12 protein-coding genes are annotated in these 12,132 nt (G+C 49.2%); 1 reads left to right on the plus strand and 11 read right to left on the minus strand.

Going from position 1 to position 12,132, the window contains the following annotated elements; translation table 11 throughout:
• Positions 1 to 120: 120 nt before the first annotated feature.
• The 10 genes from KNP95_RS03780 to KNP95_RS03825 all read right to left on the minus strand — a co-directional run bounded on the left by KNP95_RS03780 (position 121) and on the right by KNP95_RS03825 (position 10,650).
• Complete coding sequence (locus KNP95_RS03780; protein WP_214803799.1) at positions 121 to 1,662, minus strand: oligosaccharide flippase family protein; 1,542 nt, start codon at positions 1,660 to 1,662, stop codon at positions 121 to 123.
• A gap of 15 nt (positions 1,663 to 1,677) precedes the next feature.
• Positions 1,678 to 2,742, minus strand: a complete 1,065-nt coding sequence (locus KNP95_RS03785; protein ID WP_021066343.1) for an EpsG family protein — start codon at positions 2,740 to 2,742, stop codon at positions 1,678 to 1,680.
• A gap of 20 nt (positions 2,743 to 2,762) precedes the next feature.
• Positions 2,763 to 3,698 (minus strand): glycosyltransferase family 2 protein, encoded by a 936-nt coding sequence (locus KNP95_RS03790; RefSeq protein WP_214835504.1) that lies wholly within the window; start codon positions 3,696 to 3,698, stop codon positions 2,763 to 2,765.
• Positions 3,641 to 4,912: a glycosyltransferase gene (locus KNP95_RS03795; RefSeq protein ID WP_214803803.1), complete on the minus strand. Its 1,272-nt coding sequence runs from the start codon at positions 4,910 to 4,912 to the stop codon at positions 3,641 to 3,643. Before KNP95_RS03795 ends, KNP95_RS03790 begins: the two co-directional genes overlap by 58 nt.
• A 16-nt stretch (positions 4,913 to 4,928) precedes the next feature.
• Entirely contained in the window at positions 4,929 to 5,633 is a 705-nt protein-coding gene (locus KNP95_RS03800; RefSeq protein ID WP_021066340.1) for a CpsD/CapB family tyrosine-protein kinase, read from the minus strand.
• A complete protein-coding gene (locus tag KNP95_RS03805) occupies positions 5,596 to 6,372 on the minus strand; it encodes a YveK family protein (protein WP_214803805.1) in 777 nt (258 codons plus the stop codon). Before KNP95_RS03805 ends, KNP95_RS03800 begins: the two co-directional genes overlap by 38 nt.
• A 134-nt stretch (positions 6,373 to 6,506) precedes the next feature.
• On the minus strand, positions 6,507 to 7,664 hold the full coding sequence (locus KNP95_RS03810) for a glycosyltransferase family 4 protein (RefSeq protein WP_214803807.1): 1,158 nt from the start codon (positions 7,662 to 7,664) through the stop codon (positions 6,507 to 6,509).
• Between the two features lie 13 nt (positions 7,665 to 7,677).
• Entirely contained in the window at positions 7,678 to 8,730 is a 1,053-nt protein-coding gene (locus tag KNP95_RS03815; protein WP_214803809.1) for a glycosyltransferase family 2 protein, read from the minus strand.
• Between the two features lie 172 nt (positions 8,731 to 8,902).
• Positions 8,903 to 9,808, minus strand: coding sequence for an NAD(P)-dependent oxidoreductase (locus KNP95_RS03820; RefSeq protein WP_214803811.1), 906 nt, complete (start codon positions 9,806 to 9,808; stop codon positions 8,903 to 8,905).
• Positions 9,805 to 10,650: an aldolase/citrate lyase family protein gene (locus KNP95_RS03825; RefSeq protein WP_214803813.1), complete on the minus strand. Its 846-nt coding sequence runs from the start codon at positions 10,648 to 10,650 to the stop codon at positions 9,805 to 9,807. Before KNP95_RS03825 ends, KNP95_RS03820 begins: the two co-directional genes overlap by 4 nt.
• 283 nt (positions 10,651 to 10,933) lie before the next feature.
• Between KNP95_RS03825 and KNP95_RS03830 the strand changes: the two genes are divergently transcribed.
• Positions 10,934 to 11,581: an acetyltransferase gene (locus KNP95_RS03830; RefSeq protein ID WP_214803814.1), complete on the plus strand. Its 648-nt coding sequence runs from the start codon at positions 10,934 to 10,936 to the stop codon at positions 11,579 to 11,581.
• 38 nt (positions 11,582 to 11,619) lie between these two features.
• Here the strand turns inward: KNP95_RS03830 and KNP95_RS03835 are convergent, their stop codons facing one another.
• Positions 11,620 to 12,075 carry a hypothetical protein gene (locus KNP95_RS03835; protein WP_214803816.1) on the minus strand — a complete coding sequence of 152 codons (456 nt, stop codon included), beginning with the start codon at positions 12,073 to 12,075 and terminating at the stop codon, positions 11,620 to 11,622.
• Positions 12,076 to 12,132 lie beyond the last annotated feature (57 nt).

A 12,132-nucleotide genomic window follows, 5' to 3' on the forward strand; every position in this document is an offset into this window, starting at 1 on the left:
CAATGATGTTGATACTAACGTGTTACCCGACTCTTTGTGAGAATAGGAAAGAAATGTTTATCATTTTTTTGAAAGATGACATGTCTAATGTTTGTATCTCATGAAAAAAGACACCCTTGCTCAGGATGCCTTCGTTGCATGGCGGACAAATCCACGCAATAATTCTTTTTCGTCATCCCGAAACGTGAAGACCCACAGAAAGATAAAGTAGACGAGACCGAGCACAACAGCTTTAAAGAGGAAGTACATGAGCGAATCGACAGGTAGATATCGTTGGAGCAAGAAGCCGGAAATCCCTAGAAAAATCAAGGCCGGCGCAAGCTTCACATGACATTCGTAGAAGAATCTCCACATGCTCAATTTTAATATGCGAATATACACCATGTTCATGAAAATCACAGTGCCGACCAAGTTACCGACTAAAATGGCGCTTGCAGCACCGATTGCACCATACTGCGGTGACAAGATCAGCGATAGGATCACACTGACCGTCGCGACAATGAGCGACGCGAACGCCCGGTACTTGATTTGATTGAGCGCAATCAATGTCGTATAGGCAATTTCTTGCGTCAACGTGATGATGCCAGGAAGAATGAGTAATAATGCCACTACATAAGAGGGAAAGAAGTCTGGCCCGACCCAAAGTCCGATGAACTCCCGGCCCATCGTCGCAAAGCTGATGATAATCAAGCCGACGATGTATAATTGAATCCGCCCTACGCGGATTAATAGATTATCGAGTTCGGCCTGACGATTAAACGTAGTCATACGCGTGACTTTCGGCAGGAACAGTGACCCGATCGCCGAGGAAATGGTCCAGACATAACCTTCAATCACCATCCCAATCGAGAACAAGGCGATGGAGGCACTGCTCGCCAAAGCTCCGAGGATGGTCGGTGTGATATTTAAAATGAAGCGCTGCGCGATGGCAATCACGGTCGTCCACGAGGAGAACGTGAAGATGTCTCGGTACATCGAACGGCTGTTATGCAAAAAATCAATCGCCGTCTCTGTTTTACGCATGAGATAGATTCCTTTGCCGATAATAATTGACAGACCGACAAGCGCATTAACGAAGACAAGCGCATACAAGCCAAATCCGAATAGGAGCGCACCGACCATCAAGACGACCGTCGATACTTTCTCAATCAAGTTGAACCAGTTGAGGACAACGAATCGTTCATTCGCGATAAAAATCCCGTTGAACGGTTTGGTCGGAAACAAGACGACGATGTAAAAGCCAACCATGATATATAGCACTTGAAGCGTCTCAATCTCACCAGGAGATAAACTCGCATAAATCGTGTCGATCATCATATACACACCAATGAGTACGATCCCAATCAACAGCGCGATGCCTATGAAAAGTTTGAACGCGACCCCGAGAAAGCGAGACGCCCCTTCCGTATCCCCGAGGGCGTGGTATTTTGACAGGAACCGCGACACCGCCGCCTCTAACCCGAAATCCATCGCAAAGATGCTGACGAGCGACAGCGACAACATGTAGAGCCCGTAGTTCGCCTTCCCAATCTCCGCAATCATCCACGGGGTGTAAAACAGACCCGCCAGGATATTGAATCCGATGGCGACGTAAGACATAAGCACGCCAATCTTGATTTGCCGAGAGCTTTTTTGTTCATCAAATTCCACTTTCGTCGTCACCAGATTCCCCTCCTCTTATTTTTGTTGCCAAAAGAACATATAAAGCGGTTCATTGCGGACAAATAAGAGCAGCAGCATCGTGATGGCAACGTAATAGACGAGCAAACGTTCTCGCCGCTCGAATGAACGGAGAAGTTCAGGAATCAGTAGCATGACGAAGATTGAAAAGTACTGGACAATTCGCATCATCGAAGGGTTGATGAACGTTAATGGTAGGAAGCAAAGCGCCAACAGTAACGCATTTAAGTAGTGAGTTACGTTCGGATTGACCGCAATCATTTGTTCACGACGCCAAAGCGAGACAATCGTGATTAAAATCAAAATCATGGAGAAATTGAACGTACCTGCGCCCGTATAGTAGTCATACTCGTCATAACCGCTAATGGTACGGAAGAATTCGAAGAGTGGAACCCTAAAAACGAACAGGAATGGAATCAGCGCACCCATGAACAACAGATAGCGTGATGTAATCGTCTTCGTAGCCAAGAAATAAAACGGAAGGAAGACGAGTGCGGATTGATGAATCGTCGCTGCCAGCAACACGACACCGAGAAATGGCCAAAATCGTCTCGTTTGAATAAAGTAATAGCCGATCAACACGGCAATCGCCGTCGCAATTGTTTGGCGGATACCAGTAATGGCAAAGAACGCGTAAAACAGTGTTGAAAAAATTAGAAAACTGAGTAACGGTTCGCTAGAGTTTCGATAAATCCAAATCCCAAACGGAATCAAGAACAAGAGCGCAACCGTTAACAGGTACCACTGATAATTTTCTGTCGCCAGTTGAATTGTTTTTTGCAATAAGTAATAACCTGGATCTCTTCCGTCAGCGGCGCCAAAGAGAATGCTGACAAAATTGTCACCTAGACGTTCCCACGATATGCCTTTCGTCTCATCAAACATCCATTTGTATTGCATCGTATCGGCACCTACACTGAAATGTCGAAATCCTGATAAAAGTATCCACTGGCACGTCGCAATCGTCACAAACAGCAACTTTCCGTGCTTGATGCCATCATCACGCAGGAGGAGCGCCGCCCATGCAATCAGAAGCAACATATTAATCAAATAGATCCACATATGACCTCCTCCTTTTCCGCTTAACGATAACGAAGGTTCATCATTCCTCGATAGAGCATCAACACGCGATGATAGATGAACGAAGACGTCTGCAATTTCTTTTGTTCGAATTCACTTAAATGACGGTTCCCAGCGAAACGTTTTAATAAATCCTCTCTTACTTCAGGTTCAGTCGAGCGATACACCGCCTTAAATACCGTTTTAATCTGAGGCGTGGTAACACTATTTTGGGCATCAAGTCGTACTAACAGCTGTTCGAAAAAGCGAGCCGTCTCGATTGGCGCGAGGTCAGCTATTTTTTTAGTCTGTTGTTTTTCATGAATGCGTGTCTTCGAGTGTGGAGTCGTTGTCAATTTGAATTGATATCCTGCCAAAGCCATATCAACCCAGCACACCCAGTCCTGAATATATCGATACGTTGTTGGGAATCCTCCCACTTGTTCGAATGCTTGTTTGGGAATAAGTAACGCGCAGCCGCTCAAACAAGCTTTGAGTAAAAGGTAATCAAACATGGCCTCATCCTTGTACAACCCTTTCAACTGTCTTCTTGGACGATGGATGGGAGCCCCTGCTTCATTAATCAGTTTCGTACCACAAGACAATATATAGTTCTGAGCTTGATCACCAAGCTTCTGTAGTTCTTGGACTTGATTGTTCACCTTGTCCGGTTCATAAAGATCATCATGACTTAACCAAGAGAACCATTCACCGCGCATGTTCTCGATACCAAGATTTAGTGCGGTCGATACTCCGCCATTTGATTTTTCATAATATCGAATTTGGTTTCCAAAGCTACGGGCAATAGCCGCTGTCGCCCCGCTGTCTGTCGATCCGTCGTTGACTACAATCACTTCCACACGCTCATACGTTTGAGCGAGGGCACTTTCAATCGATTCCTTCAAATAGTCCGCTCCATTGTAGACGGGGATGACAATCGAGACGAGTGGGCGTTCCATTGTGGATTCCTCCTTTTTTCGTCGACCAAGCTTTCATACACTCCCAGATAATCCGTCACTCGCTCTTCCATTGAAAAGGAGGTGCGTGCGTGCTCGACACAGGAATCCGTGTAGTGTTCCTTTCCGAGTCTTTTCATTTTTTCGATGGCAGCTATAACGGCCTCTAACCGTTGGGGCTGTATGACTTCACCACATGTAGGTGGAACTAGCTCTGGGTTAGCTGTCGCATCGAGCACAACGACCGGCGTTCCTGAGGCCATCGCTTCCGCGGTCACTTTCCCGAATGATTCTTCGACCGATAAGTTGAGGAACACATCTGCGAGCGCATAGTAGTCAGCCAACTCCTCGATACGATTCGTTGAAGGAATATGAATCACATTCACTGGTAACGTGATGTCGGGAAGGTCTCCGACGAGCAACAATTGTGTTTCCGGCAACGCCTGTGCCACCTGCAAAAAGTCAGACAGTCCTTTCGAGTCGTCCCATGAGCTAGCGACGCCCAGTAGAACGAAACGGTTCTCTAACCCGAGCACCTCACGTAACCCTGATGTGTCCCTGGGGTAGAAAATATCGAGGTCGACCCAGTTGTAAATCCGCCGAATCATCTTTGCATTACCGAGAAATGAAAATCGTGCTTCAATCGTGATCCAATCCGAGACGCCGATGACGGCTAATCGCGAGATGTTTTCGAACCATCGTTTTTTGTCCTGCCACATTTCAGCAGTCCGATCAAGACCCCAACTTGGATTATCAAGCGCAAGTCTAGGGCAGCTCCCGCATCCATCTCGCCAACGCTCACAACCGGTTCGCGTATAATGCGTGCACTTCCCGGTGTAAAACCAACAATCATGTAGCGTCAGTACCGTCGGTGTGTCAGTATGCCTGAGCCAATTAAACAATGTCTCGAGATGGATATAATTGCCGTGGAGGTTGTGCAAATGCACGACGTCAGGCTTGTACGATTCGATATAATCGATGAGTTCTACCGTCGCCCCTTTTGAGAAATAGCCTTGTTTCCCACTCAAGCGAGACAAGAGCGCATGTCGCTTTTGATCGAAGGATGAACCGATGCGGAACCCACTTCCCGTATCTGGACCTGTCGCATAAGCGACGACACTCTCATGCCCATGGGCTACCGCTACAGACGAAATCTCTTTACAAATCCGTCCCGTGCTTTTGTCTTCATGAATGGCATTGATGTGTAAAATCCGCATGATTCTCCCTCCCTTCTTATTCGTACGTATAGGCGTAGTAGGCGTCCTTACCGCCCCGTTCCCGCTTGTTCATAACGATTCCAAGCATGTGAGCACCGGACAAGACAAGCTGTTCTTTCGCCTTTAAGACGAGATCGCGGTTTGAATTGTCACAACCTACGACGAGAATGGTTCCATCGGTCTCACTTGCCAACAGTCGACTGTCCGCAACGTGCATGAGTGGAGGAGCGTCCAAGATAACCAAGTCGTACTTTTCCTTCACCTCATCCAATAGTTGCTTCATCATTGGAGAAGCCAATAACTCAGATGGGTTCGGCGGGATTGGTCCTGCTGCCAGTAAATGAAGTTTTGGCACTTTCGTCATTTGAACCGCACGCTCAAACGATGTCCGTTTAGCGAGGACGGTAGACATACCGGTTTGCCCCGCTAGTTGGAATGTGAAATGCACCGTCGGCTTCCGCATATCACAGTCCATGAGCAACACCCGTTTTCCGAGCTGCGCATAGACGATGGCCAAGTTCGAAGCCGTCGTTGATTTCCCTTCGCCTGGCGACGCCGACGTGACAACAATCGTCTGTAACGTCGCACCAAGTGCCGTGAACTGTAGGTTGGTCCGAATCGTTCGATACTGTTCGGCGATCGGGGATTTAGGATTTGCCAATGTGATGAGGCTACGCCCAGAATCACGATGTTTGTCTTGTCTCTTTGACAGGTGGAACATGTGGGTCATCTCCTTTCGGTTCTTTGGCAACTTCAGCTTTTGCCTTCACCGCTTTGGGATTCATATCCCGTTTTTCAATGACCGGAATTGAACCAATCACCGGCAGAGACAAAATCAGTTCTGCCTCACGCTCATCGTGAATCCGTTTGTCAAACGTATGGCGGATGAGAGCGAGCGCTCCTCCGACCATGAAACCTGCAAGTAGACCAATCGCGGTGTTCATAACGAGGTTAGGAGCAATTGGATCACCGGGTACGACAGCCTCTGATAAAATGCGAACATTGTCGATGTTCATTAAATCAGGAATCTCACTCGCGAATACACGCGTGATGACATTTGCAATTTCAGTCGCCACGACTGGATCCACGTATTGAACGACGATGTTGATGACTTGCGAGTCCTCTTCACTTTCTACCAAAAGAATCTCACTGATGTCTGTCGGTGCTTCAGGCACTCTTTCTTGTACCTCGTTCAAGATAGCTGGACTGCGCATGATGACGCGGTACGTGTTCACGAGCGATAGTGAAGAAGATACTTGGGCACTGTCAATCACGTTCGTACCGGCTTCTTCTTTAGGTACAATCAATACTTGTGTCGAAGCCTCATAAGTCGGTGCAATCACATACTGACTTAAATAATAGGCCGCCCCTCCTCCAATGAGCATCATCAACACGAGAAGTAAAAAGTTTTTCTTTAGAACTCCAAATATTTCTGAGAGTAACATCGTTTGACTTTTCACACGTAAGCCCTCCTTCAGACAAAGTTGCCTATACAATAATCCAATCGAGATAATGAGATTGTTCTATGTCTTTACTTCTTACCCGACGTTCTCTGCAAATCGAAAAGAAATGTCTACCATCTTTTCATGAACTATCACGTCGGCTTATCTTGAAGGAATTGGGAATAGATGCGGCGCATCTCCGTCTTCGAGCGGTCGACGTCGAAAGCCTTGACCGACTCACTGTTGTGGAGCCCCATCTGGTGGGACAAATCAAAATCGAGTTGCATCGTCCGGATTGCTCGAGCGAACCCTGAAGCGTCTTCCGGCGAACACTTATACCCGGTCACCCCGTCAATCGAATAGTCATTGATGCCGTGGACGTTCGACGTGATGAGCGGGAGTCCAGCAGCCATCGCCTCGAGCGCGGCCATGCCGAGCCCTTCGCGTTTCGATGGGAAGACGAAGCAATCCGACGCCTTCATCACTTCGATGACGTCGTCCCGAAAACCGAGTAAAGTGACTTGCCGCTCGAGCCCTAGCTCCCGGATAAGCCGTTCGAGGTGGTCGTTGTTGTCACCCGTCCCGGCAATCAAATAGCGGAGCGTCGGTTCTTTTAGCGAGGCGATGGCACGGATGATCGTCTCGTGATTCTTGTTCTCGTTCAACTCGCCGACCGATAACAAGACAAAGTCGGTGTCACTGTCGATGCCGAGGCTTTTACGCTTCAACGTTCGGTCGATCGTGATCGCCTCGATCCGTTTCGTGTCGACGCCGATGCCGGGGATACGGAACGTATGTGACGTCTTGAACGTCTGTGCCCGTGAGAAGTCCTCCTCATTGATGGTGACGATTGTGTCGGTCAGACGGGCGAGCGTTCGTTCGACTGGATAATACAGCATCCAGTTGAGTGACGGGCTGCCCTTGAAAAAATGGAATCCGTGCGCCGTATACATGCATGGCGTATGCGTCTGGCGGGCGACGAGCCGACCGACGACCCCGCCGATTGGCGAGTGGCAATGGACGAAGTGATAGCGGTTCGCCGTCATGACGGCCTTCAATTGTTGATAGGCACGGACGTGACTGTTCATCCGCTTGATGTCACGCTCGAAATCGATTTGGAACAAACCGACGTTACTATCTTGTAAGTCCTGTTTAATGCGGGCAATTTTCTCAGGCGAATACATGCTGCCCCACTCGAAGTTCGTGGCGACGTCGACCTGATAGCCCATCTCTTGGAGCATCCGAATATTGTCGCGGTTGAAACTCTCAATCATTGAGACGACTGAGGCGACCATAAGCACTCGTTTCATCGTTCTCTCCTCCTCATACACGTTTCCGAAGATAATCGACACCACGCAACATCAAGACGAGCGGCACGGTCTGTTCGTTCTTACAAAGCTGGAAGAACGTCCGCCATTTCACATCGAAATGATGCATGTCCATCTGCGAATAGGCGAGCTTATACTCCTCTTGCCGGAGCACTTGTTTCAGCGACTCGGCCTGGGCGAAGAGTGATTTCGGTGCCGCAAGTTCGTTCAAGCCGATGCCAATCATACTGAGGGCGATTCGATTATAAAGGGCGTGATTGTACTCCTCCCCAAGTTGATGCGTCTCGATATAGCGCATCAAAATATGAAAGAACTGCAGGCGCGAGGAGATGAGGTCTTTGTGATACACACTCGACTCCGATGCAGCATTGGTTTTTCGGTAATGATAGACCGGATAGTCGATGTAAATGAATCGCTGGCAATGCTCCAACGCTTGGATTTGAAAATACAAGTCGACGAACGTCCCGTATGGACCGCCAAACGACAAATGTTTGATGAGGTCCCGATGATAGAGCGTGATGCAATTTGAATTGAGCGCATCCACGGTTTCCGGGCGAGCGAGCTCTTCACCAACGAGTCCGAATAATCGGCGGTGAACATAACGTCTCGTCTGCGCTGCGTCATACGACAAAAAATCCGCCTCAAAGATTCGTTTAGGGAGGGAACGGTCGGTGTATTCACGGACGTACGTGCCCATGACGGCATCGGCACGTCCTGCCTCTGCGTGCTCGACCATTAATCGAATCGCATCTAAGTCGAGCCAGTCGTCACTGTCGATGAACATGATGTACTCACCTGACGCCAATTGTAGGCCACGATTTCGGCAAGAGGAGCATCCTCGATTCGTCTGACTGATGACACGCACCCGTGGATCTTTGTCGTAGCTTAAGGCGATGTCGAGACTATGATCCGTACTGCCATCATCGATACAAATGATTTCGAGGTGTGGATACGTTTGATGGACAAGGCTATCAAGACATTGTCTCAAGTAGGCACTTGTGTTGTGGATGGGCACGACCAAACTGACGAGCGGGGTAAGACTTGGCATGTGGGTCACTCCTTCTAGGTTGTCGTTTCATGATGTGAGTGAAAGGCTATGATTCTATCCTCGTTGTTCCCGTAAGCCCTTTCCCGTAACTCACAAACAGAATGAGTGGTGGATAATCTTTTCGTGAAGTATAAAAAATGAAAAAAGCCGACCCTTGGGTCAGCTTCGCGTGTCAGTTAGGTTGTTCATGTAACAAGTTATGAAAGATATTATCAAACAGCCTCTCATTCACCCGGTCCGACACGTATGAATTGTGCGGGGTGAGCGTCACCCATTCAAAATTATAGAGCGCGTGGTCCGACGGAAGCGGCTCAGTCTCAAAGACGTCCAAGGCGACCCCGAAGAACTTCCCTTCCTCGAGTGCGGCAATGAGCGCCGTCTCATCGATAATCGAGCCGCGCGCGACGTTCAACAGGACGGCGTCTTCTTTCATGGATGCAATCGCCTCCGCATCAATGACATGATACGTATCGTCGGTGAGCGGTAATGCGATGACGATGACGTCACTCTCCGCCAGGACGTCGTGCAACTCATCCATCAACACGTAACGGTCGACAAACGACACTTGTTTCTCGCGATGCCCGACGCCGATGATGGTCATATCGAACGCCCGGAGCCGCGTCGCAATCGCCTCTCCAACGTGACCGAGACCAAGCAAGGCGACGGTCTTCCCGGTCAGTTCGCGCAACCGACGCTCCTTCTCCCAATGCCGATTCGCCTGTTTCTCTCGAAACGCCGCCCCGTGCTTCATGAAGTCGAGCAATTGCCAGACAATCCATTCGGCCATCGGTACGGCGTACGTGTCGCCAGCGTTATAGATGCGGACGTCTCGTTTCTTAAGTTCTTCGAGCGGCAGACGGTCGAGTCCGGCGCTGATGGCTTGGACGAACTGCAGTCGTTTGAAATCCTCACATTGGCGATATTGAAACACATTGTTACAAATCAAGCCCTCGACCTCTGAGACATCGATGTCCGCTACGTCCGCCTCTTCCCGGAGAATCGTCACCGTATAGCCGAGTCGTTCAAGTTTTGCGAGTTGTTCAGGAGTCAACCGCACTCCTGTCGACAGCAAATTCATGACAAAATTCCTTTCCGGTTCTGGATTTCCGCCGTGATGGCATCGACGGTCGAGACGAGGCTCAACCGGTTCAATTCCAACCACTCCGGTGTCGCGTGTTCGAGCTGTTGCTCGTACACCCTAATTTTCCATACCCCTTCTTGGAACATTTGTGCCTGTTTGGCGTCAAGTTTTCCAATCGAACCGACATTACAAAAACTACGCGATAGAATCGCAAGTGACGAACCGAGCCGGACATGCTCGCCAATTACTTTCTCGGACGGGAGTCTCCCTTCCCCGATTCGAGCGATGCCGCCGAATCCATATGGGATTCCCGCCGTCTGTATTTGACGAACGACCGATTCGATTGTACCGTCAGCGAGCGGCTCAAATAAGAAACTTTGTCCGTAACTCAAATGAAGATCATTCAATCCGATATGGATATAGTCGATGCCCGATAATGTGAGCACGTCCGGCATACAGGCAACGGCCTCTTTTGTCTCGCACAACAGACAGACCTTGGCTCGCTTGTCGACAAGTTCGATGAATGTCGCGACTTCGTCGATTGTCTTATAATATGGCAACATGACGACGTCGGCACCACGATTGATCACTTCATTGATTTCATAGCGTGAGCCTTGAAAAATCGGATTGACGCGAACGAGCAGCTCGGCATGCTTCAAGACCGCGCGCAACCGACTCACATCGCGGATTGCGTGGCGTGAAATGACCGTGTCGAGATGACCTTGTCGTTCTTCTTTTCCGTTCAGTTCTAAATCGACGAATACCCAATCGACTCCGTTCTGTTCAGCGAGCAGCGCAATCTCCGGCTGGTTCGTAATGTACATCAATTTTAAAGGCATGGCGAGCACTCCTTCCGTAAGTAGATTACTTTAGGAAAATAGCCCGTCCGAAAAACAACAAAACGGAAATGCGAATAATGCTTTTGCAATCCAAACCTTTCGTATAATGTTGTTTATTTATCGTCTGCCTCGTTATTTCGGGATGAGACCCTCATGTGGAATATGCTTTGATATCAAACTATTCTCGTAACTTCTTTTTGATTTTGTTTTAAATATGGTGAATCGGAAATAACTAACGTACAGTATAAAATTCGACAGTTTTCGGCAAAAGGGGTGACCAATTATGGAATGGATTGTGATATTTGGTGCAGGCGGTCACGCACAAGTTCTCATCGATATACTTGAACTAATGGGTGTTTATCGGATTGCGGGAATTTACGATGACAGTCCCAGTCTAGTAGGAAAGTTCATTGCTGGGTATCCGGTACTAGGACTGATTGATTCTAAGCTTGTGGCTCAGAAAGGGATTATCGGGGTCGGAGTGAATCACCATCGTGAGAACATTGCCAAAAAAGTTATGAAATACAATCCAGACTTTGAATTCGTCAACGCCGTGCACCCGAGTGCTATTATCGGCAAGAACGTCACCCTCGGCGCAGGAACGGCCGTCATGGCCGGTAGCGTCATCAACCCGAATGCCGTCATCGGTCCTCATAGCATCATCAATACGATGGCGTCGGTCGATCACGACTGTGTGCTCGAACCGTTCGCTTCGGTCGCCCCGGGCGCGCATCTCGGCGGCAACGTATATGTCGGCGCCCGCACGTTCATCGGTATGAGCGCGACAGTCATCCATGGAATTCACATCGGACACGACACGGTCATCGGTGCCGGGGCCACGGTCGTCAAGGACATCCCGAATCACGCCGTCGCCTACGGCTCCCCGGCCAAACCGGTGCGGGGCCGAGTCATGAACGAACGCTACCTGTAAGCAAAAACGAGGCCACCCCGCGCCGGGTGACCTCGTTTTCATTTCAACTCGCGATGCAGCTCGCGGTCGGTGATATAGTCCGGCTCGAGTTTCAAGATAACCCGGTCGAAGGCACGCTGGAGACCAAACATCCCGATGCAGAGCGCTGCGAACAAGATAAAGAAGGACGGACCCGCCGAGCCGGAATCGTACCAGCCGAGAAGCACGTACAGCATGACCAATCCGCATAACGTCAGCCAAAACGGCAACCGAACGAGCCGTTGATACGTCGCACTATGGTTGAACGATGCCCGGATTGACCCAAGTTTCCATTCGCGAATGGCCAACGGAATAACGCCTAGAAATCCGATACCGAGCACGACGAATTCGTATTGGGACACGTACTGGACGAGTATTCCCGTGATGATGGCCGAAGCGGCCCCAATGATGAAGGTCTTCGCATTTCCTTGCCGTGCGTAATCGACAAGGCGACGGACATGTTGTTCACGTCTCATAGTCCTCCTCCTTCTTATTAATCAGGTTATTAAATCTATACGGATAAAAGGTAACGT

It is taken from the genome of Exiguobacterium sp. s36 (genome assembly GCF_018618345.1).
GTDB classification, from domain to species: Bacteria; Bacillota; Bacilli; order Exiguobacteriales; family Exiguobacteriaceae; genus Exiguobacterium; species Exiguobacterium chiriqhucha.

Excerpts from the sequence above, each read along its gene's own strand:
- KNP95_RS03835 (WP_214803816.1), bottom strand. The coding sequence starts at position 12,075 with ATGAGACGTGAACAACATGTCCGTCGCCTTGTCGATTACGCACGGCAA.
- KNP95_RS03815 (WP_214803809.1), bottom strand. The coding sequence starts at position 8,730 with ATGCCAAGTCTTACCCCGCTCGTCAGTTTGGTCGTGCCCATCCACAAC.
- KNP95_RS03785 (WP_021066343.1), bottom strand. The coding sequence starts at position 2,742 with ATGTGGATCTATTTGATTAATATGTTGCTTCTGATTGCATGGGCGGCG.
- KNP95_RS03825 (WP_214803813.1), bottom strand. The coding sequence starts at position 10,650 with ATGCCTTTAAAATTGATGTACATTACGAACCAGCCGGAGATTGCGCTG.
- KNP95_RS03795 (WP_214803803.1), bottom strand. The coding sequence starts at position 4,912 with ATGCGGATTTTACACATCAATGCCATTCATGAAGACAAAAGCACGGGA.
- KNP95_RS03790 (WP_214835504.1), bottom strand. The coding sequence starts at position 3,698 with ATGGAACGCCCACTCGTCTCGATTGTCATCCCCGTCTACAATGGAGCG.
- KNP95_RS03820 (WP_214803811.1), bottom strand. The coding sequence starts at position 9,808 with ATGAATTTGCTGTCGACAGGAGTGCGGTTGACTCCTGAACAACTCGCA.
- KNP95_RS03830 (WP_214803814.1), top strand. The coding sequence starts at position 10,934 with ATGGAATGGATTGTGATATTTGGTGCAGGCGGTCACGCACAAGTTCTC.
- KNP95_RS03800 (WP_021066340.1), bottom strand. The coding sequence starts at position 5,633 with ATGTTCCACCTGTCAAAGAGACAAGACAAACATCGTGATTCTGGGCGT.
- KNP95_RS03810 (WP_214803807.1), bottom strand. The coding sequence starts at position 7,664 with ATGAAACGAGTGCTTATGGTCGCCTCAGTCGTCTCAATGATTGAGAGT.